Genomic DNA, 24801 nt, shown 5'->3' on the forward strand with positions numbered 1-24801 from the left:
TCACTTCTTCCGGATGACGAGTTCGCCGTAGCGGCCGACGACCAGATGCTGGCCCGCCCCGACGTGAGTGGTGGACAGTCCTTCGTGGACGATCGCCGGGCCGTCGAACTCGTCGCCCGCCCGGAGCGCGATGCGTTCGTACACCGGCGCTTCCTGGCCTTCGGCGTCTTCGCCCAGGTACCGCAGAGCCGTCGTCCGTACCGGGGCGAGCGGCTCGTCCGCGGCGCGCGCGGGCAGCTCGGGGTACTCGACCTTCGGCGTGTCCAGCACCGCGCGGACCCGGAACGTGACGCCCTCGACCGGGACCATCTCGAAGCGGTTGCCCGAACGTTCCTGGTAGGTGTCGTGGAACGACGCGATCATCGCCGCGACGGCCGGCTCGTCGATCGTTCCGTCCGGGACGGGCACGAACGGCGTGTCCCAGCTCTGCCCGACCAGATGCCCGTCGTAGCTGCGCTCGAAAGTCACTGCGGCGTCCGCGCTCAGCCGCTCGCGCAACTGCGCCTCCATCTCGGCGAACAGCGTGTCGATCCGCTCCGCGACGTCCGGCGTGAGCACGGTGTAGGCGCTGCGGTTCACGGTGAACACCTGGTCGGCCGAGAGCAGGCCGAGCGCGGAGAACAAACCCGGGTTCGGCGGCACGACGACCTGCTTGCAGTGCACCGCGTCCATCGCCGCGGGCAGCAGCATCGGCCCGGCCGCTCCGTACGCGATCAGGCTGTAGTCGCGCGGGTCGACGCCGTTTTTGATCGCCACGTTGAACACGCCCTCGGCGATGTTGTGCACCGCCATCTCGTACGCGTACCGGACGCGCTGGGCGAGCGTGAAGTCCGATTCGAGGTTCTCGAACGCCTGGCGGGCCAGAGCCGGATCCAGCGCCAGCTCGCCGCCGGCGAACGTGCCCGGGTCGATGATCCCGATCAGCAGGCAAGTGTCCGTTGTGGTCGGCTGCGTGCCGCCGCGGCCGTAGCAGGCCGGGCCGGGCGTCGAACCGGCGCTGCCGGGGCCGACCTGGATCTCGCCGGTGGCGCCGATCGTCACCAGGCTTCCGCCCCCGGCCCCGATCGCGCTGACGTCGTTCGCCAGTGCGTTCACGACGAGGTCGTGCTCCAGTTCGAAGGTCGTGTCCACGAACGGCTCGCCGCCGGTGACGACGCTGATGTCGCACGACGTGCCGCCGACGTCCGCGCACAGCAGCTGCGACTCCCCGATCAGCGAACCGAAGTGGGCGCTGGCGACAGTGCCCGCGGCGGGACCGGAGAACACGATGCGGAACGGCTGCTCCATCGCCCGATGCGACGGCACGAGCGTCGCGGCGCAGTCGGCGAAGTTCAGCTGCCCGGTGAAGCCGAGTTCGGCCAGGCCCTTCTCCAGCCGCGCGGTGTAGTCCGCGTAGATCAGTTTCATCAGCGCGTCGACCATCGTCGTCGAGGCCCGCGCGTATTCCTTGGCCAGCGGGGAGACCTCGCTGGACAGCGAGCACGGCACGTCGCCGAGGACCTCGCGGACCAACTCGCGCAGCCGGAGCTCGTGCGCCGGGTTCACGTAGGCGTTGATCAGGCAGATGGCCACTCCGGCCACGCCGCACTTGCGCAGCACTTCGAGCTCGGCCCGCGCCTGCGCTTCGTCCAATTCGAACAGCAACTCGCCGGAAGCGGTGAGCCGTTCCCGGATCCCCCGGCGCAGATACCTCGGCACCAGCGGCCGCGCGGCGTCGCCGAAGCTGCGCCGCCAGCCCGGGTCCAAAATGGCCTCCGCGGGCCGCCAGACCCGGCCCATGTCGAGGATGTCGCGATGCCCCTCGGTGGCGAGAAACCCGATCTTCGGCACAGTGCGGGTGATCACCGCGTTCAGCCCGTGGGTGCTGGCGTGGTTGAACACCGGTGCGCCCGCGACGCCGAGCAGCGCGGCGCCCTCGAGCACCGGGCGGGTCACGTCGGTGTAGTCGGTGGAGACCTTGGCGGTGCGGATCTCCCCGTCCTGCAAGGCGACCACGTCGGTGAAGGTGCCGCCCACGTCGACTGCGATCATCATTGATCCTTTCGCTACAGGAGATCGGAGAGCAGCTGGACCGGTCCGAGCCGCGGACCGGGGTCCCGGCTGACCGAAAACAGGCACGACCGGCATTTCACGACGTCGAACCAGCCGCCCTCGGAATTGACCGGGTAGCGGGACAGTTCGGCGGCGCCGCAGCGCGGGCAGGTTCCCTCGACTGGTTCCCGCTCGAGGGACGGCGGGTTCGGTTCCTGGCTCATTTCGGCGCAACTCCACTGTTGGCTCGATTCGGCCGGCGCTGGTGCGCCACCGCACACCGAACGGTAGGCCGGAGGGGACCGGGGCAACAGCCGCTCACCGCACGGCCGAGTCCGCAAAACGAAGCACGCCTCACCCGAAGTTCGATCCGTTGTGGACGGACTGGCCCGCGAATTCCCTGACGGGCACATGGTTACGGCCGGTGCGGCAGCCTCCTCGGCCGTCGCACCGCCCGTCGTTCTCGTTCAGGCCGCCTCGCCGATAGCGCCCAGGACTGCCGCACCGGCCGGGGTGAGGCGTGCGCGGACGCGCTTCCCGAGCCCCGCCGGTCCGGTTTGGACGATCAAGCCCCGGTGGGCGAGCGCGTGCGCGGTGTACTGGTCGCAGCACGCCACGCCGTCGACGAACATGTCCGGCTCGCTGCTGCAGGTGATCTCGGCCCGCCCGGCCGCCACGACGCGGAGGAGGGCCCGTGCCCGGCAGCTCAGCTCGGAATCGGTTCGAGGCGCCATCGCGCACCTCCTCGTCGTCGAAATAATATTTTATATTATCCTTCGGCCGTGGCCGGCGTCAAGGCCCGGCGGCCCAGCAGCGCGAGCGGGACCAGGCTGATCAGGCAGGCCACGAGGATGTAGACCGACACGGACAGCGTCGTGTGCGTCGCGGCGATCAGCGCCGCCATCACGAACGGGGCCAGTCCCCCGCCGATGATGTTGGCGAGCTGGTACCCCATCGACGCGCCGGAGAACCGCACGGACGGCGGGAACATCTCGGCGAACATCGTGACGCCGGGGCCGAACATCGCGCCGACCGAGATCTGCCCGACCACGATCGCCAGCAGGATCGCCCAGAAGTTCCGGGTGTCGGCCAGCGGGAAGAGCGCGAAGCCCCAGATTCCCGCGAGCACCACGCCGCCGGCGTACACCGGACGCCTGCCGACGGTGTCCGACAGCCGCCCGCACAGCACCGTGCTCACCCCGGTCGCGATCATCGAGAACATCACCGCCGTGAGCATGGTGCCCTTGGCGATCTTCAGCTCCCGCACGCCGTAGTCCAGCAGGCCGGTCACGGTCGCGTAGAACATGATCGTCGCGGGCAGGAAGATGAACACGACCAGGAGCAGATTCTTCGGCCGGCGCAGCACCTGCACGACCGACGAGCGCTTCGGCGCCGCGGCGAGTTTCTCCTCCACCGCCCGGAAATCGGGAGAGTCTTCGAGGAAGCGGTGGATGTAGAACACGACCGGGATCATCACGATCCCGAGCAGGAACGGAATCCGCCAGCCCCACGCGGCGAACTGGTCCGCGGTGAGCGCACCGGACAGCACGACGAAGACCAGGGTGCCGAGCACCATCCCGGCGAAGATGCCCAGTTGCGGCAGCGAGCCGTGCAGCCCCCGGCGGTTCGGCGGAGCGTGCTCGACCGCGAGCAGGGTCGACCCGCCCCACACCCCGCCGACCGCGATCCCTTGCGCGACGCGCAGGATCACCAGCAGCACCGGGGCCAGCGCGCCGATCGAGGAGAACGTCGGCAGCAGCCCCACCAACGTGGTCGCCACCGCCATGGACAGCGTCGACGCCACGAGCGCGGGTTTGCGCCCGAACCGGTCGCCGATGTGCCCGAAGACAGCCGCGCCCACCGGGCGGCCCGCGAACCCGACCGCGAACGTCGCGAACGCGGCGAGCACCCCGGCCGCCGCACTCGTCGACGGGAAGAACGCGTGGTTGAAGACCAGCGAGGCCGCGGTTCCGTAGATCAAGAAGTCGTAGTACTCCAGAGACTGCGCCGCGATGGCGGCCGCCAGCACTTTCCCGCGGCGTTTCGTCGCCGCCTCAGCCGGTGCGATACGTCCTTGTACGCTCATGTCGTCCTCATCCCGGAGCCGGTGTTCACCCGACAGTGGTCGACGGGCAATGAAATATAAAATATTCAATCCTTGATCACAAGGAACCGGATGCTGATTCGGCGGCGGGAAAGGCCGCGCGCTGACGCGTGGGTCTCGGGCCCGGGCAGAGCGCGCTGAAGAGTCCGGGCGGGCGGCCGCATGGCCGGCGGGAGTCCCGAGACGACGCGGGAATCGCGATGACGACTGGGCCGAAGATCTCCCTGCGGGCGATCCGCAGGTCGTCGGCGACACCGCGGAAGATCGCCGGACTCGCTCAGTCGCCGATGGTGCGAGGACCCGGGCAAGCACGCGGCAGCCCTGCTCGGTCGCGAGTACCGAGCAGGGCTGCCGTTGCCGTGCGCACTTGGGCTACGCCCGGAAAATCGTCTTGTACTCCAGGTACGCGTCCACGCTCTGCGGCCCCAGTTCCCGGCCGATCCCGCTGTTCTTCACCCCGCCGAACGGCGTCTCGATCGGCAGGGTCGAGGTGTTCACTCCGACGCTCCCGGTCACAATCCGGCGAGCCACCGCCGTCGCGCGCTCGCGATCCGGGGAGAACACTCCGCCGCCGAGGCCGTACTCCGAGTCGTTCGCGATGGCGACGGCTTCGTCCACTGTCCGGTACGGCATCACGGTGAGTACCGGACCGAAGATTTCCTCGCGGGCGATGCGCATGTCGTTCGTGACGCCGCGGAAGATCGTCGGCGCGACGTAGTAGCCGCGCTCGAACGGGCGGCCGCCGCCGATCACCATCTCGGCACCCTCCGCCTTGCCGAGTTCGATGTAGGACTCCACTCGTTCCCGCTGCGTCGCGTTCACCAGCGGGCCGAAGAACACCGTCGGGTCGAGCGGATCTCCTTGCGGAATACCGGTCATTGTCGCCGCGAGCAGGTCCACGACCTCGTCGTAGCGCGACGCCGGAGCCAGCACCCGGGTCAGCGCCCGGCAGGTCTGCCCGGTGTTCGGCGAGCAGGCGGACAGCACCAGCGGCCGGAACGCGTCGAGATCGACGTCGTCGAGCAGGATGCCCGCCGATTTGCCGCCCAGCTCCAGCGTGACGTGCTTCAACTGCTTCGCGCACTCAGCGGCGATCGCTTTGCCCGCCACGGTCGAACCGGTGAAGGCCACCTTGTGCACGCCGGGATGCGCGACCAGCGCCGCGCCGGTCTCGCGCCCGCCAGTCACGATGTTCACCACGCCTTCGGGAATTCCCGCCGCGGCAACGATTTCCGCGAAAACGAACGCATCGAGCGACGTCTCTGGCGCCGGTTTGATCACTGCGGTGCAGCCGGCCGCCAGCGCGGGGCCGAGCTTCCACGCGATGAGCGGCTGCGGGCCGTTCCACGGGGTGATGGCCGCGACCACGCCGACCGGTTCGCGCAGCACGATCGCGTCGCCGCTCGCTGTCGTGACGTGTTCCTCGACCGAGAGTTCTTCCGCCAGCGAAGCGAAATACCGGTAGCAGACCGGCACTTGGCTCTGCATCGTGCGGGTGATGCTGATCGGCGTGCCGTTCTGCCGCGTGACCAGTTCCGAGATCTCGTCGGACCGCTTCTCGAACTCGTCCGCCAACGCGCGCAAGTACCCGGCACGCGTGGCGGGCGACAGAGCCGACCAGGGGCCGAGGGCTGCGCTGGCGGCGGACACGGCGGCGTCGACGGTCGCCGCGTCGCTGTCCACAATGGACCCGATCACCTCTTCCGTGGCCGGGTTGACGACGTCGATCATGCCGCACCTCCGACCTGGTTCAGCAGCGCCGAAACGTCCTCGACGTGCTGCAGATCGAAAACCGCCTGGACGATCGCGTCCGGGTCCGCCACGACGCCCTCCACGTTGTGCCGGAACTTCGCGACGAGTTCGTCGTCAGTCAGATACGTGGCCGGGTCGGGCGACGGGCTGCCCTTCGGGTAAGCGCGCTCGCCGCGGTAGGTGGTGCCGCGCGCCTGGACCTCGACCAGCGACCGGCGAGCGGCCGGGTTGTTCTTGAGCGCTTCCGTGTAGTCCGGGTGCGCCTTGAACTCGGCCTTCTTCATCAGGTCGAGCACCGACGGGTCCAGCACCGCTTCCGGGGTCTGCCAGTCCTTGCCGGGCGGAATCCGGTGCGCGGCGAGGGCGAGGCCGTGCGTCATGCTGAACTGGGCGTCGCGCGGGTTGCGGATGGTTTCGTTCACCCATACCGGCTGCATGACGAAGCTCTCGCCATACGCGGTGATCGCGTCGATCTCGTCGGGACGGAGGTCGTGGGTTTCGACGATCTCGGTGAGCGCGTCGAATAGTGCGTGCATGACCCGGCAATGCGGGTAGGGCTTGAAGGACTGGAACGGCGTGAACGTCCATTCCGTGCCCAGTCCGGCAGTGATCGGTGCCGGTTCCCAGCGGGAGGTGCCGATGAAGCGCGGGAAGCCGTACTCGCGGTCGTCGAGCATCTGCCGGTCGCCGGTGTGACCGCGTTCGGCGAGGTTGGCGGCGGTGACTGCGGACAGCGCCATGCCTCCGGCGAGCTGGTACTTGATCGTTGTCGACGGGGCGTGCATCATCCACGCGCGCTGAGTGTTGGTCGGCGCGGTAGAGCCCATGATCCCGATCGCGTCGGCCAGAGTTTCTCCGTCGAGGCCCTTCACGACGCCGACCGCGGCCGCGGCGCCGAAAAGCGTGCTGCTGTACCCGATGACGTCGGGGATGGTGACGACGCCGTCCTTGATATCGCGCAGATAGTCGGTCGCCTTCCCGATCCGGTACGACATTTCGTGGGCCACCGCGATCGCCTCGAGCAGCTTCGTGCCGGACGTCCGCAACGACTCCGCGGTGGCCAGCGCGCCGGGCAGCACGTACGGCGTGACGTGCCCGGGCGGCAGGACCGCGTCCTGGTCGAGTGCGTTGATCAGTTCGGCGTTGGCGAACGCGGCGGCGGGGACCGAAGTTTTCGTTCCGGTGCCGAGGATCGACGCTGTCCCCTCGGTGCCACCGAGGTATCGCGCGTAGTCGACGCCCCGCTGCGCGCCTTCGTCGCCGAGGGACGCCACTGCGCAGCCCAGCGAGTCGAGCAGGATCCGTTGGGATTCGCGGATCACCTCGTCGGGGAATTCCCGGGCGTCCGCGCCCGCGGCGAATCCCGCGAGCTGCTCGATGATCGTCGCCATGCCTGCTCCTCGTTGATGCCAGATTGGCCGCATTAAATATATAATATCTCACTAGAAGACCCGTCAAGCCGCCGGAATCAGCGGATGCGCAAGGCTTTCAACCGGTTGTACAGCGTCGACCGGCTGATTCCCAGCGCACGGGCCGCTTCGAGTTTGTTGCCGCCCGCGGCCGCGATCGCCGCGACGATCACCTCGCGCTCGGCCTGGTCGAACGGCGACGCGAGCACCGATGCGCCCCGGTGCGAAGGCGGAAGGTCGGCCGGGACGACGTCGCCCGCCGAACGCAGCTCCGCCACCGCGCGGACCACCCGGCGCAGTTCAGCCAGATTCCCCGGCCACGGCTGAGCCGCCAGCACCCGCAAGGACTCCGGCGTGAACCGGGCGGCGCACTCCTCGGCGAGCATGCGCTGCGCCAGCCGCGGGATCTCGTGGCGGCGAAGGCGCAACGGGGCCAAGTCCCGACGCTCGCCGCACCGCGCCGCGATCGACGAATGGTGTTCCCCAGGGGTCGAGGTCAGCACCAGGTTCCGCCTCGAGGTCCGCATCCGCGCCGCGACCAACGCCGCCAGCGGCCCCGACAACAGTTGGACGTTTTCGACGATCGCAGCCGGTCCGGCACCGTCCAGCAGGCGGCTGGCCCGCTCGGCCCATTCCGCCTCGCCGATCCGAACCGCTTCGACCCCGTCCAGCACCGCCGCACCGTCCCCGGCGGCCTCCCGCGCGACAGTCGTCTTGCCCGTGCCCGGCTCCCCCGCGACCAGCAACGGCCATCGCACCGGCAACGCGGCGCGCGGGCCTGGCTGTGTCTCGACAACGAGGTCGACCATAGTCCCCTCGGTGCCATCCACCGGCACCCAGGAAAGCCGCACTTCCTGGCCGGACGCCAACGCGATCAGAGCGTTCCCGTCGCCGGTCTCGACACAGGCTTGGACCGCGGCGTGGTCGGCCGGTGCCAAGAGGTCGAGCGCGGACTGCGTTGCCAGCACCAGGCCGTGCCCGACGACCAGCACCTGCCGATCGCGTCGCCGGGCAGCGGATTGAAACGCGGCGAGCAGCCGCTGCTGCGCCTCCGCTGTGCCCGTCCGCAGCCTGCTCTCGATCTCCGCCACCAGATGGCGCACCAACGCCGGGGCCAGCCGCTCGTCGTGGCTCGCCGGCACGGCGAAGTCGAGCACCCCGGCGATCCGCCGGGTTCCGGGGTGGACGATCGGGTGGCCGAAGCAAGTGAACCCGTGGAACGCGGGCAGCGCGTGCTCGGTACCGCGCAGCAGAAGGCTCCGGCGGGTTTCCAGCGGCGTGCCGATCGCGTTCACGCCGACGTCGTCCTCCCCCAGCCGCACGCCGGGCACGACGCCGAGGGAGCCGACTTCCCGGCCGAAAGAGCGCTCGCCGTAGCGGATGTCCACCACCTGGGCCCGTTGGTCGGCCAGCAGCACCGCGACCGAACTGCCCCGCAGCTCCGTCTGCACCCGGTCGAGCACCGGACCCGCGGCACGGGTCAGCAGCGCACTCATGGAACATAATATTTCATGTGGCCATCCGGTGGTCAATGAAGCGGCACCGCTCAGTACAAGGTGTAGCCGCCGTCGACCGGGACCGTCACGCCGGTGACGAACGACGCCGCGTCCGACAGCAGCCACATCGCCGCCTGCGCCTGTTCGACCGGCTCGCTGCCGCGCCGCAGCGCGTGCGTGGCAGCGACGGTCTTCTCGTACTCCGGATTGAGCTTCAGGTACTCCAGGTACATCGGCGTGCGCGCGGTGGACGGGCCGATGGCGTTGACGCGGATGCCGTGCTCGCCGTATTCGGCCGCCGCCGCTTTCGTCAGGCCCATCAGCGCGTGCTTGGACGCGGTGTACTCGGCCGCCAGCGGAATGTAGATGAACGACCCGACCGACGCGGTGTTGACGATCGACCCGCCGCCCGCGCGGAGCATCGCCGGCACCTCGTGCTTCATGCAGAGGAACGGCCCGGTCACGTTGATCGCGAAGACCCGGTCGAACTCCTCGCGGCTGAGATCGGCCAGCTTCTTGCCGTTGTTCGGCACACCCGCGTTGTTGAACGCGCCGTCCAACCTGCCGTACGCGGATTCCGCCGCTTCCACCATCGCCGCCACCTGCGCCTCGTCGGTGACATCGGTGGTGACGAACTGGACCTCGTAACCCTTGCCCGACAGTTCCTCCGCCAGCGCTTGGCCTGCTTCGGCGCTGATGTCCGCGATGGTCACCAGCGCGTCGTTCTCGGCGAACAGCCGCGCAGCCGTCTCGCCGATTCCGCTCGCACCGCCGGTGACGATGATGGAGCGTCCTGCGATTGCACTCATCGAAAGTCCGTTCCCCGCCTAGACGGCGATGTCCATCTCGGGGCCGATGTACTCCTCGGCCGAGACCGCCTTGCCGTCCTGCACCGTCACCACCTGGATCAGGTGCACCCGCGCGGCCGCCAGCGTGGCAGAGGTCTGCACGAAGAAACCCTTGTCGGTCAACGTGTAGCGAGAGTTTTCGAACGTCGGAAGGCCGCCGCGTTCGTGGACGGCGTCGACTGCTTCCTTGACGGTCATCCACTTGTCGTCGGCGCTGTGCCAGACCTTGCAGTCGTCCGCGCACAGCGAGTAGAACACTTCGACGTCCGAGAGCGCGCGGATCCAGCCCTTGGCCAGTTCTTCATGAGTCGTCGTTGACATGCGAAGAACGCTAAGCGCGCGCTGACCGCTCGACTGTCCGGATACTTGGACACTTCAGCTGTCGAAAGCCACCGTCGAAGCGTCCACCGCCGCGCCGCCGCCGTCGGCGACGAGCACGTGGCCGGTGACCATCGAGGCATCTCCCGAAGCCAGGAAAGCGCAGCAGGCCGCGATTTCCTCCGGCTCCGCGACCCGGCGCAGCGGAACGTGCGCGGCGCTCAGCGCGTAGGCCTCTTCCAGGCTGATGCCTTCGCGCTCGGCGAGGTGCGCCATGCTGCCTGCCGCGAGCGCGGTCCGGACGAAGCCCGGGCACACCGCGTTGACGCGCACGCCTTTCGGCCCGTAATCGCGGGCGAGCCAGCGGGTGAGGCCGATGATCGCCGCTTTCGCCGCGGTGTAGCCCGCCGCTCCGGGCGGACCGGCGATCAGCCCCGCGGTCGAGGCGAACAGGACCAGGGAGCCTTCGCTGGCCGCCAGGTGCGGGAGCACTTCTCCGGCCAGGTAGAAGGATCCGTGCAGATTGACGTCGAGCGCGCGGTGGTACGAGTCGACGTGTTTCGGGTGCGCTCCCCCGCCGATCGCCGCGCCTTGGGTCGCGATCACCGTGTCCAGGCCGCCCAGTTCCTCGACCGCTCGCGCGACCAAGGCCCGGATGGCTTCGCGGTCGGTGCCGTCGGCGGGGACGGCGATTGCGCCGGTGTCGTTCGCGACCTTTGCCAGCCGTTCCTCGTCGATATCGGTGACGACCAGCTTGGCACCGCCTTCGGCGAGCCGTCGTGCGGTGGCGGAGCCGACGCCGCCTGCGGCTCCAGTGATCAGCGCGAGTTCCGGCTTGGCGCGCCGTGGTGGATAGCTCATGTGCGACTCCCGGTCAGTTCTCGGCGGGGAAGAACGGGCTGACTGGCTTCAGGAACATCGCCGCGAACGGCGGGATCATGAAGTCCGGGAGCACCATTTCCCCGGAGATCAGCTGTCGCTTCACCTCGGCACGGAACCCCTCAAGATCTCCGGCGATCTCGTAGATCGCGAGATGACCGAGATCCGGGGTTTCGACGCCGGGCAGCGGCTTCAGGTCCGACATCTCGAACCGCTGGGCGCGCAGCATTCCTGGCGCGGACATGATTTGCGGGATGTGCTCCTCGTCGTACCACTTCGCGAACGTCGCCTCGTCGCCCGTGTGGCGGCTCCAGGCGAAAAACAGATGTCGGTCGTCCAGGTTCTCGGCGTCAGCGAACCCGTCGGACAGGAACGGTTCACTCACCGCGTCGAGGAACAACGCCTGGAACGGCTGGTTCATGAAGTCCGGCAGCGCCATTTCGCCCGAGATCAGCTTGCGCTTGACCTCCTCGCGGAACGGCTGCGCCGAGCCCTCCATCTCGTAGATCGCGAGGTGCCCGAAATCGAGCGCGCGCACGCCCGGCAGCGGTTTGGTGTCCGCGAGCAGGAACCGTTGCGCTCCCACCATTCCCGGCACGTCCATCACCTGCGGGATGTGCTCGTCGTCGTACCACTTCGCGTAGGTGCCGTAGTCCGTGCTGCACGTGCTCCACGCGAAGAACAGACTCCGGCTGTCGAAAGTCGGCGCCGCCATGAGTTTCACTCCTTCTGGTTCACGCGGAATTCAGACCCGGCGCTGCAGGCCGGTCCACAATTTCTCGCGCAGGATCTGCTTCTGGATCTTCCCGGTGCCGGTCTTCGGCAGCTCCTCGACGAAGACCACCTTCTTCGGCACCTTGTAGCCGCCGAGCCGGGCCCGGCAATGCGCGAGCACCCCGTCCGCGGACACGGCGTTCCCGGGTTCGGCCGAGACGAACGCGGTGATCGCCTCGCCCCATCGCTCGTCCGGAGCGCCGACGACGGCGACCTCCCGAATCCCGGGCAGTTCGGAGACGACGTTCTCGATCTCTCGCGGGTACACGTTGAACCCGCCGGTGATGATCATGTCCTTGCGCCGGTCGAGGATGAACAGATACCCGTGCTCGTCGAGGCAGCCGACGTCGCCGGTGTGCACCCAGCCGTCCACAAAGGTCTCCGCCGTCGCTTCCGGCTTCCGCCAGTACCCGGCGCTCACGTGCGCGCCGCGAGTCCGGATCTCGCCGGTCGTCCCGGGCGGGACGGGGCGACGGTCCGCGTCCACGATCTCGACCTCGACGTGCGCGGTCACCCGGCCCGCAGAGGCCAGCCGTGGCAAACCGCGCTCGTTCAGGGTTTCGACGTGGTCCTCCGGCTGAAGCGTCGCGATCGGCAACTGCGCTTCGCTCGCGCCGTACAGCTGCTGCATCGCCTCGCCGAAGTACGCGCGCGCTTTGGCCGCCCGATCCGGCTGGATCGCCGAGCCCGCGTACGGCAGGATCCGAACGTTGCCGACGCGACCGGCCGGGGCGCCGCGCCGGGCGAGTTCCTCCAGCAACATCGTGATCATGGTCGGGACCAGCGGCAGCACAGTCACCTCACCGCCGGCCGCAGCGTCCGCGACCTGCGCCGCGTCGAACTTCGGCACGTAGACGTTCAGCCCGCCGCTGGCGGTGAGCACGTCGGCGATCCCGCCGCTGAAGTGGCTGATCGGCGCGGTGTGCAGGGCCGCGTCGCCGAGACCGAGCGGCGGCAGGACCTCGCGGGCGTTGCGCACGAGCGCACCGACCGTCCGGTGCGGCACCCGCACGCCCTTGGGCTGCCCGGTCGAGCCGGACGTGTAGAGCAGCCAGGCATCGTCGTCGGCATCGGGCAGCGGCAACTCGTCGTCCGAGCCGGAGGCAACGAACTCCTCGAACGGAATGCCCTCGGCTCCTTCGCCGAGCACGATGATTTCCTTGACCTGCGGCGGAATCCACGCGGTGCCGTGCTCAGCGAGCCACTCGCCATCGACGAGCACGAACGCCGGCTCCGCGTCCGCAGCGATCTGGGCCAGTTCGGCAGGGTGCAACCGGGGCAGCAGCCCTACGCGCACCCCGCCGCCGAGCACCAGCCCGTGGTACGCCTCAGCCCATTCGCAGCTGTTCGGCCCGAGCAGCACCGCGCGGGTGCCGCGTTCCGCGCCGAGCGCCCGGAACGCTTGGGCGATCCGCCGGGCGCGGCTGCCGAGTTCGCCGTAGGTCAGCTCGCGCCGGGAGTCCCGGATCGCGGGCTGGTCGGCGAACTCGGCGTACGCCTGGGTGTACAGCCGGGCCAGTGGGGTCGGGGACATGCGCGTCACCCCAGCCGCGAGGGCGCCCAGTCGCGCGTCGGCGAGCGCCACGCGGGCCAGTGGTCCTCGGGCTCCGGCCGGGTCACCGACAGATGCGTGAAGCAATCCTGGCACTTCACGACCATGCGCGGGCCGAGATAGTTGGCCACCGGGTATCGCTTGACGTCCGTGCTCCCGCACGACAGGCAGGTGGCGTCCACCGGCGTCCGCTCGACGGACACGCGCGGGGTTTCCGGACGGGGGAAGAGAAGTCGGTCGACAGACATGAGTGCTCCTATCCCAGGATCCAGTTGACGGGCGTGGCGACCGGCACCGACCAGGTGCCCGCGTCGCGCCGGGCGGCCAGTTCGGCACGGCGTTCGGCGGTCGCGGCCGCGTCGATCCGGCCGTCGCGCAGGACGGCCCCGAACGCCTTCGCGGCGAATTCCTCGCTGTACAGCCCGTCGGCGAGGTCTCGGCCGAGCCGGTCGAGGCCCCGGGCGAGCGGATCGCCCCAGCCGCCGCCTCCGCCGATCAGGAAGCGGATCGCGTCGCCCGCTTTCAGCACCAGCCCGGAGAACTTGCCGGTCTGGTATCGCGCGCCACGGCAGAACCCGCCGTTGTTCGGGTCCGGGCGGCCGTCGTCGTCGAACATGCCGAACAGCGGTTCGGTGCCGCGCAGGTCGAGCGGATCCGCGTGCTGTGCCAGGTCGAAGTTCTCGATGTACCAGCCGAACGCGGGCGCGCCCGGACCGGCTCCGGCGGCGCCCGGCGCACCGACGCGCACCCGGTCGCAGGTGATCGTGACCATCGTGTCCGACTGCGCGGTGAGCGTGTACACCGAGCCGAGCCCGCCGCGGTATTCGCCGGCTCCGGCGGTGTCGAGCACCATCTCGTGCTGCGCCACGATCAACGGGCTTTCGATCTCGACGTGCTCCTGCACCGAGGTCCGGCAGTTGCCGATCGGCGTGACGCAGAAGGAAATCCCGTCTTCCTTCCACGTTCCGCCCCACCCGCCGCCGGCGAGCGCGAACGCGCCCCACGGCATGCCCTCGTGCCCGGCGCGAGTGTCGATCCCGCCAAGGCTGACCACCAGTGCGGTGCCGGTGTCGCACGCGATCGCGCGGTCGCCGACGGCCTGGCTCAGCGCGCTCGCGACGGCGTTGATGCCGCGGGCTCCGATGTCGGCATGGTTCGAGCAGCTCGACGGCGGCAGCACGCACACCACGCTGCCCTGCGGCAGGAGTGTCTCGATAGGACGGAGGGTGCCGCTGTTGACCGGCGTGCTCGGGTCGGCCATCAGCTTGACCGCTTCGATGCACCGCACCGCCTCGCACCACGCCGTGCCGCAGTTGCCGAGCGGCTGCCGGCCGGAACCGGAGAAGTCGATCTCCATGCTGTCGCCGCGCACTTTCACCGTCACGCGCACCGGAATCGGTTCGTCGGTGACGCCGTCCTCGTCGAGGAAATCCTCCACGGTGTAGTCGCCGTCCGGGATACCCGCGATGCCGCGGCGCATGCTCGCTTCGGTGGCCTCGATCGCGTACCGCCCGGCTTCCTTCACCTTCTCCAGACCTCCGCGTGCGACGAGCGCCTGCAGCTGCCGCTCCCCCACGACCAGGCAGCCGTGCAGGGCGCGCAAGTCGCCGAGGACGAGGTGCGGCACCCGGTTGTTCTCCAGGATGAAGTTGAACAGCGGACGCACCGGCACATCGTTCGCGTACAGCAGCGACGGCGGCAGCTTGATCTGTTCCTCGAACGACGTCTGGGTGCCGTTGGAGAATCCGCCGGGGATCGGGCCGCCGAGGTCGACCAGGTGCGAGGTCGAATGCAGCATGAATTCGACCCGGCCGTCCACGAACACCGGCCGGAGCAGGTTGACGTCGGACTGGTGGATGGTGCCGCGCCACGGGTCGTTGACGAAGATGACGTCACCGGGCTGCAGCGAGTCCAAGTCGAACTCGTCCATCACGAAGTTCACGATGTGCGGCGAGGTGAAGGCGTGCTGCATGCAGCCTTCCCACTGCGCCACGGTCTCCCATCCGTCGCCGCTGCGGACGTGGATGGCGGTGGTGCAGTCGAGAATGTCGCGGCACACCGGGGAGAACGCGCTGCGCATCAGCGCCTCGTTCATCTCGCGGGCGACCTCGATCAGGCCGTAGCGCAGGATGTCGAGTTCGAACTCGGCCGTGCCGGCGGCGGGTTCCGCGGAAATCGTCATGGCAGCGCTCCTAGTCCTGGTTTTCGATGATCAGGAGACGGTCGGCGTCCACGCGGGCGCGGCGGCCCGGGAGCACGACCGTGGTGGCGAACTTCTCCGAGACGATCGCCGGTCCGTCGACGACCTCGCCCGCGGCGAGCCGTTCGCGGACGTGCACCGGGACGCGCACGGTCTCTCCGGAACCGGGTACGCGCAAGTCGCGTTCACCGAGCAGGGACTCGCCGGACTCCGCCGCGGTGGACGGCACCTTGTTCGGGCGCGGGATCACCGCGGTCACTTCGAGCGTCGAGACGACGACGGGGATTTCGGCTGCGGAGAAACCGTAGGAATCCTGGTAGAACGCGTGGAAGTCGGCGACCACGCCGGGCACGCGTTCCGCGGTCACCGGCCCGGGTGCGAGCGTGAGCCGGTTGTCCCAGGTCTGCCCGCGGTACATCGCGAACACCGCGCGGTCGAACGCCAGCCCGTCCAGCTCCACGCCTTGTGCGGCCAGTTCGTCGGTGAGGCTCTGTTCCATGGCGGCGAATTCCACTTCAACCGTCTCGGCGTTGCCGGCGGAGAGAGGGATCATCAGCGACTGCGCCCGCGTGGTCCGCAGGTCGCTTTGCAACAGCCCGAGCGCGGAGAACTGACCCGGCGTCGACGGCACGACAACCGTGTCCAGTCCGAGGATCCGCGCAACCCGGTCGGCCAGCATCGGACCAGCCGAACCGAACGGCAGCAACGCGAACTCGCGGACGTCCAGTCCCCGGTAGACCGAGATGGTGCGGATCTTCGCCGCGATGTCCTCGCACGCGATCTGGTAGGCGGCCTCGGCCAGCTCCAGCGCGGAAAGCCCCCACTGCTCGCCAGCCCGGGCCAGCGCGGCGCGCGCAGCCTCGACGTCCAGCGAGATCCGGCCGTTCGCGAACAGATCGGGTTGGAGCACCCCGAGCAGCAGACAGGCGTCGGTGAGCGTCGCCTCGGTGCCGCCGCGTCCATAGCACGCTGGGCCAGGATTGGAGCCCGCCGATTTCGGGCCGACCGCGACCTGCCCGAGCGCGTTCGGGCCGATGATGCTGCCCGCGCCCGAGCCGACGCTCTCCACATCGACCAGCGGCAACGTCAGCGTCAGGCCGGTCTCCAGGGTCCACAGGTCGGTGAGCGGGGTCTGCCCGTCCACGATCGCGGCAACGTCGGTGCTGGTGCCGCCGACATCCATGGTCAGCAGATTGCGCTTGCCCGATTCGCGCGCCAGCTGAAGGCTGCCGGTCACGCCGCCGACCGGCCCGGACACGAGCTGGAAGACCGGGGCTTTGCCCGCGTCCTGCACGGTCGCGACGCCGCCGTTGGTCGTCATGATCCAGAGCGTGCCGCCGAACCGCCGCTCCTCCAGCGCGACGGTGAGCCGCTGCAGGTACCCGACCACGGCCGGGCCGACGTACGCGTCCAGCGCGACGGTCGTGGTCCGTTCGTGCTCCTTCGTGACCGGATACAGGTCCGAGGTCTGCACGTAGGCGTGCGGAATCTCCTCGGCGAGGATCTCCGCCGCGCGCCGCTCGTGGCCGCGTTCCCGGTAGGAATTCATGAAGCACACAGCGACCGCCTGGACACCCTGCGCGGCGAAATCGCGAGCAGCGGCGCGGACGGCGTCCTCGTCCAGCGCCAGCAGCTCGGTGCCGTCGTAGCCGATCCGCTCCGGGATGCCGATCCGGTCGCGCCGGTGCACGATCGGCCGCTCCTGGTGCGGGCGCAGCCAGGTCGGGTCGTAGAACCGGTCGCCGAACTCGCGGTGCATCCGGCCGATGTCGAGCAGGTCCCGGTGCCCGCGCGTGGCCAGCAGCCCGGTCTTCGCGCCCGCCCGGCTCAGCAGCGCGTTGATGCCGACGGTGTGCCCGTGCACGATCTCCGCGACCTCGGCCGGCTCGACGCCGATCGCGGCGAGCGCCTCGAGGACGCCGTGTTCCTGTTCCTTCGTGGACAGCACCTTGCCGTCCCGGATTTCCCCGGTGGCGCGGTCAAGCCCGATGATGTCGGTGAAGGTCCCGCCGACGTCAATGCCGACCAGCCAGCCTGCCGAGCCTCGTTGCTCAGTCACCTCATGCCTCCACGGGTCGTGGTGTGTGAGGTGATTCTGTGCTCGGTGCGACCGCCGTCACATCGGACAAGGGTGCGAGAGGGAGTGGGACCTTAGGACAGTCCCCCGCCGCGCAGCCAGAGCGCGACCGCCTCCGTGCGGCTGGCGACGCCGAGCTTGCGCAGGATCTGCGTGACGTGGGATTTCGCGGTGCGCTCGGTGATCGCCAGCTCGCGCGCGATGTGCCGGTTGGACCGGCCCGCCGCGAGCAGCTCCATCACCTCGTTTTCCCTTGCGGTCAACGGGATCCGCGGACTCGGCGCGGAGGGGGCGACCGGTGCGGGGAGAGCCGCCGGACGCGCCATCAACCCGTCGGCGGTGTCGCGCAGGAACGCCAGGCCCTCCAGCATCGTGAGGCGGCCGAGGGAATGGCTCAGCGCCTCGGCCATCAGCGTGAGCAGCGCACGGTCGGTTTCGTCGACGTCGCGGCCTTGGTGGTAGCGATCGCCGTGCAGCAGCCCGACGACCTGGCCCTGCACCGTCAACGGCGCGATTCCGTACGAAGTGGACTTCGTGACGCGGATCAGGTCGCGGTCCACGCGCCGGCTGTGCTGGGTGTCGAAGATGAGCCGGGCTTCGGCCCGGTCGACCACGTCGGCCTCGATCAGCCCGCCGCGCAAGGCGGGCGGCGACGCTTTCCCGACGGCGACGATCTCGTCCGCCCACCGCGGCTCGCGCACAACGCACATCGTGTGCAGCCGCCACACCGAATCCACCACCCGGGAGACCAGGACCCGGTCGAAGCCGAGCCTGCAGCCCGCCTCCGGGACCCGGCCGAGGAATTCGTCCACGGACTGTGCGTCCCGGACCGACGCGAGCGACGCGGCCACCTGGCGCAGCAGCACATGCCGGTCGGCGAGCCGCGCTTCCGCCAGTTCGGCCTCGACCGCGCGGATCCGGGCCAGCAACTCAGCCAGCTCACGCCGCCGTGTTCCGGACACTCCCGCTTCCTCGGCAGTGTGCAGCGTTTCGGCCAGCACGGCGTTCCACAGCCGCCCGAGCACGCTGACCGCTTCGTCGGCCCAAGGACCGTCGAGCCGCGGCACCGGCACGTCGAGCCCCAGCGCGGCCCCGACGTCCACGCACAAGTCCCGGTACCGCGCGGCCTCCGAGACCGTGTTCTCCACGTCCATCGGCCACCTCTGGTACGTCCGAGGCACGGCATCGCCGCCGTGTTATGCACAACATATGCGCGGCAGGGCGAGGGTTCAAACGCCGCCTTCCCAGCGGCCCGGCGCGGAGAGCAGCGGGAAACGGCGGGCCCTCGGCTCAGCGCCGAAAGTCCCGCCGTTCCCGCCACAGCACCCTGTCTCAGTACGAGCGCGGCAGCCCGAGCACCTGCTGCGAGATGTAATTCCGCACCATCTCCTGCGAGAACGGCGCGTTGCGCAGCAACCGGACCTCGCGCCACAACCGCTCGACGTGGTACTCCTTCGCATACGCATAGCCGCCCAGCGTCGAGAACGCCCGGTCGCACGCCTCGAAACCGCCCTCGGCGCCCAGATACTTCGCCGCGGCCGCCTCCGGCCCGCACGGCTTGCCCTCGTCGAACAGCCGCGCCGCGCGCAGCACCATGCCCTCGGCGGCTTCCAGCCGGATCCACGAATCCGCCAGCGGGTGGGCGACCGCTTGGTTCTGCCCGATCGGACGGTCGAACACCACCCGGTTCTTGGCGTACTCCGACGCGATGTCCAGCGCCGCCCGGCCGAGGCCGATGCCTTCCATGCCGACCACGATGCGTTCCGGGTTCAGCCCGTCCAGCAGGTAGTAGAAGCCCTTGTCCACCTCGCCGACCAGCCGGTCCTCGGGCACGAACAGGTCGTCGATGAACAGTTCGTTCGTGTCGATCGCCGCGCGGCCCAGCTTCTCGATCTCCCGGACCGTGATCGCGTCGCGGTCCATGTCCGCCAAGAACAGCGACATGCCGTAGAGCGGCTTGTCCTCCCGCCGCGGCGAGGTGCGGGCCAGCAGCAGGATCTTCTGCGCGTTCTGCGCGTTGGTGATGAAGACCTTCTTGCCGTTGACCTTCCAGCCGCCCTCGACCTTGGTCGCCTTGGTCTTGATCCGCGACGTGTCCACCCCGGCGTCCGGCTCGGTCACGCCGAACGCCATCAGCAGCTCGCCCGCCGCCAGCTTGGGCAGGTATTCCCGCTTCATCTCCTCGGAGCCGTATTTCACGACCGGGGCGGGCGGGAACACGTAGAAGTGGATCGCCGAACCACCGGCCATGCCGGCGCCCGACGCCGAGATCTCCCCCATCATCACCGCGGCCTCTTCCAGGCCGAGGCCGATGCCGCCGTACTCCTCCGGGATCATCGCGCCCAGCCAGCCGCCCGCGGCGAACGCCTTCACGAACTCCCACGGGTACTGGTGATTGCGGTCCTTGTCCAGCCAGTAGTCGTGGTCGAACTTCCGGGCCAGCTCCCGCGTCGCCTTCCGGACGATCTCGACATTGCTTTCCGGGTCGGTCATTGCGCGTTCTCCTCCGCGAGTACTGGGATGTCTTCCAGCGGCGTGGCCGGGTCCAGCGACGACAGGTCGCCGACCGGCGTCCCGACGAACCGCGCCCGGATGGCGCGCCGCATGATCTTGCCGTTCTTGGTCTTGGGCAGCGTCGGCACGACGTACAGCTGCGGGGCGAACGACTTCCCCGCGTTTTCGAGCGCGGTCGCCGCCAGGTCGCCGCGGTCGGCCCCCGGTGCGCGCAGCACCGCGAACGCCACCGCCCGCTGGCCGCGCAGTGCGTCCGGGGCGCCGATCACGGCCACCTCGGCGATCCGCTCGTCGCGCAGCAGCGCAGCCTCGATCTCGGCCGGACCGACACGCCGCCCGGCCAGCTTGAGCGTGTCGTCGGAGCGGCCGTGGATCCGCCATTGGCCGTGCTCGTCCACACTGGACAGGTCGCCGTGCACCCAGATGCCGTCGAACCGCGCCCAGTAGGTCTCGAGGTAGCGCTCGCGGTCGTGCCAGAACGCGTGCGTCATGCCGGGGAAAGTGTTGCGCACCGCCAGTTCGCCGATCGCGCCGACGACTGGCTGCCCGGCGTCGTCGAGCACCACTGCGTCCACTCCGGGCAGCGGACCGGTGAACGCCGCAGCTTCGCCCGGCAGGAACGGATAACCGACGATCAGCCCGCCGCCGACCTCGGTGCCGCCGCTGTAGTTGACGATCGGCACCCGGCGCTTGCCGACCTGGTCGAACAGCCACCACCAGGTCGGCTCGTCCCACGCCTCTCCGGTGGAGACGAACGACCGCAGCGTGGCCAGCGCGTGCTCCGGCTTCTCCTGCGCGGCGCGCAACGCACGGGCCGCGGTCGGCGCGATCCCTTGCACGGTAACGCCGTTGCGCTCGACGACGTCCCACATCCGGTCGGGGGTGGGATGCGTCGGCAGGCCTTCGATCATCACGATGGTCGCGCCGAGCTGCAGCGGTCCGGTCATCAGCATCGGACCGACGAGCCAGCCGAGATCGGTGATCCAGCAGACGACGTCGTCGGCGTGCACGTCGAACCCGTAGGCGAAATCGACCGCGGTCTTCACCGCGAATCCGCCGTGGGAGTGCACGATCCCCTTCGGCCGGCCGGTCGTGCCCGAGGTGTAGACGACGGTGAGCGGGTCGTTCACCTCGGTCGACGCGGTGTCCACCGGCGCGGGCGACGGATCCAGCTCGTCGTAATAGACGTCGCGGCCAGGCCGCATCGCCACGTCGGTCCCGAGGTGGCGGACCACGACGACGGTGCGCACGGACGGCGCGTCCGCCAGCGCCGCGTCGGCGACCGGTTTCAGCGGGACTTCCTTGCCCCGCCGGGTGGTCCCGTCCGCGGTGATCAGCGCGACCGCTTCCGAATCCTGCAACCGGGTGGCGAGCGCGTCGGCCGCGTAGCCGCTGAACGTCGGGACCGCGATCGCGCCGAGCATCGCGATCGCGAGGAACGCCACGACCGCCTCGGGCACGACCGGCATGAACAACACGACCCGATCGCCTCGCGCGACGCCGGCGGCGGCCAGGTTCGCGGCGAACCGGCGCACCTGCTCGTCCAGTTCGCCGAAGGTCAGCGTGCGCCGCTGCCCGGAATCGCCCTCGTAGACCACCGCGGTCTTGCCGGCGAGTTCGCCGCGGGCGTGGCGGTGCGCGCACAGTTCGGCGACGTTGATCCGGCCGCCGGGGAACCAGCGGGGAAACGGCTTTCCTTCGGATTCGTCGAGCACCCGGGCGAACGGTTCAGCGAAGGCGACGTCGAGGTCGTCGACGACGGCGCGCCAGAACCACTCCGGGTCGGCGATCGCCCGCCGGTTCACCTCCGCGACGCCCGCCGCGTCGGCGGACGCTCCCCACTTCCGCACGGCGGCGAGGTACCTGCTGCGGTCCCGCACCTCCCGCGGCGGCGTCCAGGCAGGGCCTGCTGCGTCCTCGGCCATGGCCACTTCCTTTCCCGAACCGCTGCTCAGGCCTGTGCGGCTGCCTGGTCGGCGGACCGCTTGAGCATCAGACCGGCGCGCAGGGCGTCGCACACGATCTCGTCGCGCTGGTTGATCCCGAGGTGCCGGAACATGACGATGCCGGAATCGCCGCGGCTCTTGGACTCGCGCTTGCTGACGATCTCGGTGCGCACGTGGATGGTGTCGCCGTGGAACACCGGTTTGGGGAAGGTGATCTTCTCGAAACCGAGGTTGCCCAGCGTGGTGCCCTGCGTCGTCTCCGGCACCGTCACCCCGGACACGAGGCCGAGGATGAACAAGCTGTTCACCAGGCGCTGGCCGTAGATGCTGTTCTTGCTGTACTCGGCGTCGAGGTGCAGCGGAGCCAGGTTCAGCGTCATGACGCTGAACAGCGTGTTGTCGGCCTCGGTGACCGTGCGGCGGGTCGGGTGGTCGATGACCATCCCCGGTTCGAACTCCTCGAAGTACAGGCCTGCCATCCGGTGTCCTCTCCCCGCCGCGCTGGTCGCGGCGCCTGTAGTCACGGTTGATGTGCCGCCGGGCCTCGGACCGGTTGCTCGGCCGCGCCCCGCCTTCACTGAATATAAAATATATACTCTGCGAGTTGACCCGTCCAGCCGCGAGGTGAATATCATATATTCTGCGTACTCCCCCGACGGCGCGGGAGACGAGGAGGAGCCCATGTCCGAGGACCAGCAGCTCGCCGCGCGGCCCGGCCCGGTCACCTTCCGCACCGCGGACCTCGACACGGCCCGCGAGCAGGTGACGCGAACCTTCGCGAGCCACGAGGTGCACGTGGCCGACCGCGCGGGAATGCGGTTCCGGCTCGATCTCGCGCCGTCCCCGCACCTCACGATCGGGCGGATGGCCTACGGGGCGGACACGACGATCGTCGGCCCGCCGATGCGGTTGTGCTACCACGTGAACCTGCCCGCCACCGGCACCAGCACGGTGGAGCAGCACGGCGTCCGCCGCAGTTTCGCCGCGGGCGAGGCGGGCGTCGCCTTCGTGCCGCAGTCCCCGGTGCTGGTGCAGTGGAGCGCGGACTCCTGGCAGTACCACGTCAAGCTGCCCAAGGATCTGCTTGAGGCGCACGCGGCGAAGCTGATCGGGCAGCCGATCCGCGAAGAGATCGACTTCGACCTGACCTTTTCGCTCCGTTCGCCCGCCGCGCAGGCGTTTCTCGCGACCGTGAGCTTCCTGTACGCGGAACTGAACAGGGACGGAGGCCTGGCGACGGTTCCGGCCGCGTGCCACGAGTTCGAGTCGGCGCTGATGACCCAGCTGCTGCTGACCCTGCCCAGCCGGCTCAGCGACCGGCTGCACAGCCGCCCCGCGCACACCAGGGGTTCCCGCATCCGCGAGATCGTCGACTACCTCGACCGGCACCCCGAGGAGACCGTCACCACCGCCGACCTGGCCGCCATGGCCTCGATCAGCCCGCGAGCCCTGCAAGCGGGTTTCCGCGAGGAGGTCGGAAAATCGCCGATGGCCTACCTGCGCGCCGTCCGGCTGGACCGAGTGCACCGGGAACTGCTGTCCGGCGGGCCGGACTCAGTCACCGACGTCGCGGCGCGCTGGGGCTTCTTCCATCCCGGACGATTCGCGCACCAGTACCGCGAACGGTTCGGGGTGCTGCCGTCGGCAACCGCCCGCCGGTGCGGCTGACGGACGGCTTCGGGGGCTCAGGCCGACTGTTCGCGAGGCTCGGCGGACGCGGTCCACGCCGTCAGCAGCCGGTCCAGGTCCAGCACCCCGGCGTCGGGCGCGGACGGTTCGCGCGGCGGAGTACGGCTGAAGCGCGGGGCGGGCCGCGGGTGGAGCACACCGCCGACGCGCTCGAATACGTGCCGTTCGGCGTTGTGCGGATGCTCGGCCGCTTCGTCGAAAGTGAGCACCGGCGTGACGCAAGCATCGGTGCCCGCGTAGATCCGAGCCCATTCGTCGCGGTCCTTCCCGGCGAGCGCCGCCGCGATGAGCGTGCGGAGCCGGGGCCATCCCGCACGGTCGTCCTGGTCGGGCCAGCCGCTCGGATCGACGCCGAGCCGGGAGACGAACTCGCGGTAGAAATCAGGCTCCAGCGCGCCGACCGCGACGTACCGGCCGTCCGCGCAGCGGTAGGTGTCGTAGAACGGAGCGCCGGAGTCGAGGTAGTTCGTGCCGGGTTCGTCGGAGTACCGGCCGGCGGCCCGCAAGCCTTGGAGCTTCGCGGTCAGCAACGCGACGCCGTCGATCATCGCCGCGTCGAGCACCTGGCCCCGGCCCGACGTGCGGGCCTCCAGCAGCGCGCTCACGATGCCGAAGGCCGCGACGAGGCCTCCGCCGGCGTAGTCGCCAAGCAGGTTGATCGGCGGCCGCGGCGCCTCCCCTGCCCGGGCCATCGCATGCAGCGCACCGGTTTGCGCGACGTAGTTGATGTCGTGGCCGGCCTGCTGCGCGAGCGGACCCGACTGGCCGTATCCGGTGAGCCGCGCGTAGACCAGCGCGGGGTTCCCGGCCAGCAGGACCTCCGGCCCGAGCCCGAGCCGCTCCGCGACGCCCGGGCGATAACCCTCGACGAACACGTCGGCCGCTTCCGCGAGCCGCCGCACCGCGCGAACGCCCTCCGGAGACTTGAGGTCGGCCTCGACCGTCCTGACGCCCCGGTTGGCGAGATCGTGGCGGGCGGCCATGCCCTCGGTCTGGCCGAGCGCCCGGCCCCGCCGGCGCGCCGGTCGCGTCACACGCACGACTTCCGCGCCCAAGTCGGCCAGCAGCATGCTCGCGAACGGCGTCGGGCCCATCCCGGCGAGCACCGCCGCCCGTACTCCGGCCAGCGGTCCGGTCCGGGCCGTCTCGGTGGTCATCGGCGCTCCTCGGCAGTCGCAAGAATCACGGCAGAGATAATTAAATATTATATAC

Annotated in this window: 22 protein-coding genes; 1 reads left to right on the forward strand and 21 read right to left on the reverse strand. The window is 69.6% G+C overall.

What is annotated here, in order from left to right:
• The 20 genes from AB5I40_RS06340 to AB5I40_RS06435 all read right to left on the reverse strand — a co-directional run bounded on the left by AB5I40_RS06340 (nucleotide 1) and on the right by AB5I40_RS06435 (nucleotide 22379).
• Nucleotides 1-2031 carry a hydantoinase/oxoprolinase family protein gene (locus AB5I40_RS06340; RefSeq protein ID WP_370937480.1) on the reverse strand — a complete coding sequence of 677 codons (2031 nt, stop codon included), beginning with the start codon at nucleotides 2029-2031 and terminating at the stop codon, nucleotides 1-3.
• 14 nt (nucleotides 2032-2045) lie between these two features.
• Nucleotides 2046-2255, reverse strand: a complete 210-nt coding sequence (locus AB5I40_RS06345; RefSeq protein WP_370937481.1) for a hypothetical protein — start codon at nucleotides 2253-2255, stop codon at nucleotides 2046-2048.
• Nucleotides 2256-2498: 243 nt separating this feature from the next.
• Nucleotides 2499-2765, reverse strand: a complete 267-nt coding sequence (locus AB5I40_RS06350) for a hypothetical protein (RefSeq protein ID WP_370937482.1) — start codon at nucleotides 2763-2765, stop codon at nucleotides 2499-2501.
• A gap of 35 nt (nucleotides 2766-2800) precedes the next feature.
• On the reverse strand, nucleotides 2801-4117 hold the full coding sequence (locus AB5I40_RS06355) for an MFS transporter (RefSeq protein WP_370937483.1): 1317 nt from the start codon (nucleotides 4115-4117) through the stop codon (nucleotides 2801-2803).
• A gap of 76 nt (nucleotides 4118-4193) precedes the next feature.
• Complete coding sequence (locus tag AB5I40_RS06360) at nucleotides 4194-4400, reverse strand: hypothetical protein (RefSeq protein ID WP_370940464.1); 207 nt, start codon at nucleotides 4398-4400, stop codon at nucleotides 4194-4196.
• A gap of 107 nt (nucleotides 4401-4507) precedes the next feature.
• Nucleotides 4508-5866, reverse strand: a complete 1359-nt coding sequence (locus AB5I40_RS06365) for an aldehyde dehydrogenase (RefSeq protein ID WP_370937484.1) — start codon at nucleotides 5864-5866, stop codon at nucleotides 4508-4510.
• Nucleotides 5863-7278, reverse strand: a complete 1416-nt coding sequence (locus tag AB5I40_RS06370; RefSeq protein WP_370937485.1) for an MmgE/PrpD family protein — start codon at nucleotides 7276-7278, stop codon at nucleotides 5863-5865. Before AB5I40_RS06370 ends, AB5I40_RS06365 begins: the two co-directional genes overlap by 4 nt.
• Before the next feature lie 77 nt (nucleotides 7279-7355).
• Nucleotides 7356-8792, reverse strand: coding sequence for a helix-turn-helix domain-containing protein (locus tag AB5I40_RS06375; protein ID WP_370937486.1), 1437 nt, complete (start codon nucleotides 8790-8792; stop codon nucleotides 7356-7358).
• 50 nt (nucleotides 8793-8842) lie between these two features.
• The gene (locus AB5I40_RS06380; RefSeq protein WP_344273682.1) at nucleotides 8843-9601 is read right to left on the reverse strand and encodes a glucose 1-dehydrogenase; all 759 of its coding nucleotides are present in this window, start codon (nucleotides 9599-9601) and stop codon (nucleotides 8843-8845) included.
• A gap of 18 nt (nucleotides 9602-9619) precedes the next feature.
• Complete coding sequence (locus AB5I40_RS06385) at nucleotides 9620-9961, reverse strand: hypothetical protein (RefSeq protein ID WP_370937487.1); 342 nt, start codon at nucleotides 9959-9961, stop codon at nucleotides 9620-9622.
• 54 nt (nucleotides 9962-10015) lie between these two features.
• Nucleotides 10016-10819 (reverse strand): SDR family NAD(P)-dependent oxidoreductase, encoded by an 804-nt coding sequence (locus AB5I40_RS06390; RefSeq protein ID WP_370937488.1) that lies wholly within the window; start codon nucleotides 10817-10819, stop codon nucleotides 10016-10018.
• 13 nt (nucleotides 10820-10832) lie between these two features.
• Nucleotides 10833-11552 carry a hypothetical protein gene (locus AB5I40_RS06395; RefSeq protein WP_370937489.1) on the reverse strand — a complete coding sequence of 240 codons (720 nt, stop codon included), beginning with the start codon at nucleotides 11550-11552 and terminating at the stop codon, nucleotides 10833-10835.
• A 30-nt stretch (nucleotides 11553-11582) separates the two neighbouring features.
• Nucleotides 11583-13145 carry a class I adenylate-forming enzyme family protein gene (locus AB5I40_RS06400; RefSeq protein WP_370937490.1) on the reverse strand — a complete coding sequence of 521 codons (1563 nt, stop codon included), beginning with the start codon at nucleotides 13143-13145 and terminating at the stop codon, nucleotides 11583-11585.
• 5 nt (nucleotides 13146-13150) lie between these two features.
• A complete protein-coding gene (locus AB5I40_RS06405) occupies nucleotides 13151-13411 on the reverse strand; it encodes a hypothetical protein (RefSeq protein ID WP_370937491.1) in 261 nt (86 codons plus the stop codon).
• 8 nt (nucleotides 13412-13419) lie between these two features.
• Nucleotides 13420-15345, reverse strand: coding sequence for a hydantoinase B/oxoprolinase family protein (locus tag AB5I40_RS06410; protein WP_370937492.1), 1926 nt, complete (start codon nucleotides 15343-15345; stop codon nucleotides 13420-13422).
• A gap of 10 nt (nucleotides 15346-15355) precedes the next feature.
• Nucleotides 15356-17422 (reverse strand): hydantoinase/oxoprolinase family protein, encoded by a 2067-nt coding sequence (locus tag AB5I40_RS06415; RefSeq protein WP_370937493.1) that lies wholly within the window; start codon nucleotides 17420-17422, stop codon nucleotides 15356-15358.
• Nucleotides 17423-17514: 92 nt separating this feature from the next.
• On the reverse strand, nucleotides 17515-18594 hold the full coding sequence (locus AB5I40_RS06420) for a LuxR C-terminal-related transcriptional regulator (RefSeq protein ID WP_370937494.1): 1080 nt from the start codon (nucleotides 18592-18594) through the stop codon (nucleotides 17515-17517).
• Nucleotides 18595-18772: 178 nt separating this feature from the next.
• Nucleotides 18773-19933 (reverse strand): acyl-CoA dehydrogenase family protein, encoded by a 1161-nt coding sequence (locus AB5I40_RS06425; RefSeq protein ID WP_370937495.1) that lies wholly within the window; start codon nucleotides 19931-19933, stop codon nucleotides 18773-18775.
• Complete coding sequence (locus tag AB5I40_RS06430) at nucleotides 19930-21879, reverse strand: AMP-binding protein (RefSeq protein WP_370937496.1); 1950 nt, start codon at nucleotides 21877-21879, stop codon at nucleotides 19930-19932. The genes AB5I40_RS06425 and AB5I40_RS06430 overlap by 4 nt, the downstream gene beginning before the upstream one ends.
• A gap of 26 nt (nucleotides 21880-21905) precedes the next feature.
• Entirely contained in the window at nucleotides 21906-22379 is a 474-nt protein-coding gene (locus tag AB5I40_RS06435) for a MaoC family dehydratase (protein ID WP_093574833.1), read from the reverse strand.
• A gap of 202 nt (nucleotides 22380-22581) precedes the next feature.
• Here AB5I40_RS06435 and AB5I40_RS06440 point away from each other — a divergent pair, with 202 nt between their 5' ends.
• Nucleotides 22582-23568: an AraC family transcriptional regulator gene (locus tag AB5I40_RS06440; RefSeq protein WP_370937497.1), complete on the forward strand. Its 987-nt coding sequence runs from the start codon at nucleotides 22582-22584 to the stop codon at nucleotides 23566-23568.
• Between the two features lie 17 nt (nucleotides 23569-23585).
• Here the strand turns inward: AB5I40_RS06440 and AB5I40_RS06445 are convergent, their stop codons facing one another.
• Nucleotides 23586-24746 carry a CaiB/BaiF CoA transferase family protein gene (locus AB5I40_RS06445; protein WP_370937498.1) on the reverse strand — a complete coding sequence of 387 codons (1161 nt, stop codon included), beginning with the start codon at nucleotides 24744-24746 and terminating at the stop codon, nucleotides 23586-23588.
• Nucleotides 24747-24801: the final 55 nt, after the last annotated feature.

This window comes from Amycolatopsis sp. cg13, from assembly GCF_041346965.1.
Lineage (GTDB): Bacteria > Actinomycetota > Actinomycetes > Mycobacteriales > Pseudonocardiaceae > Amycolatopsis.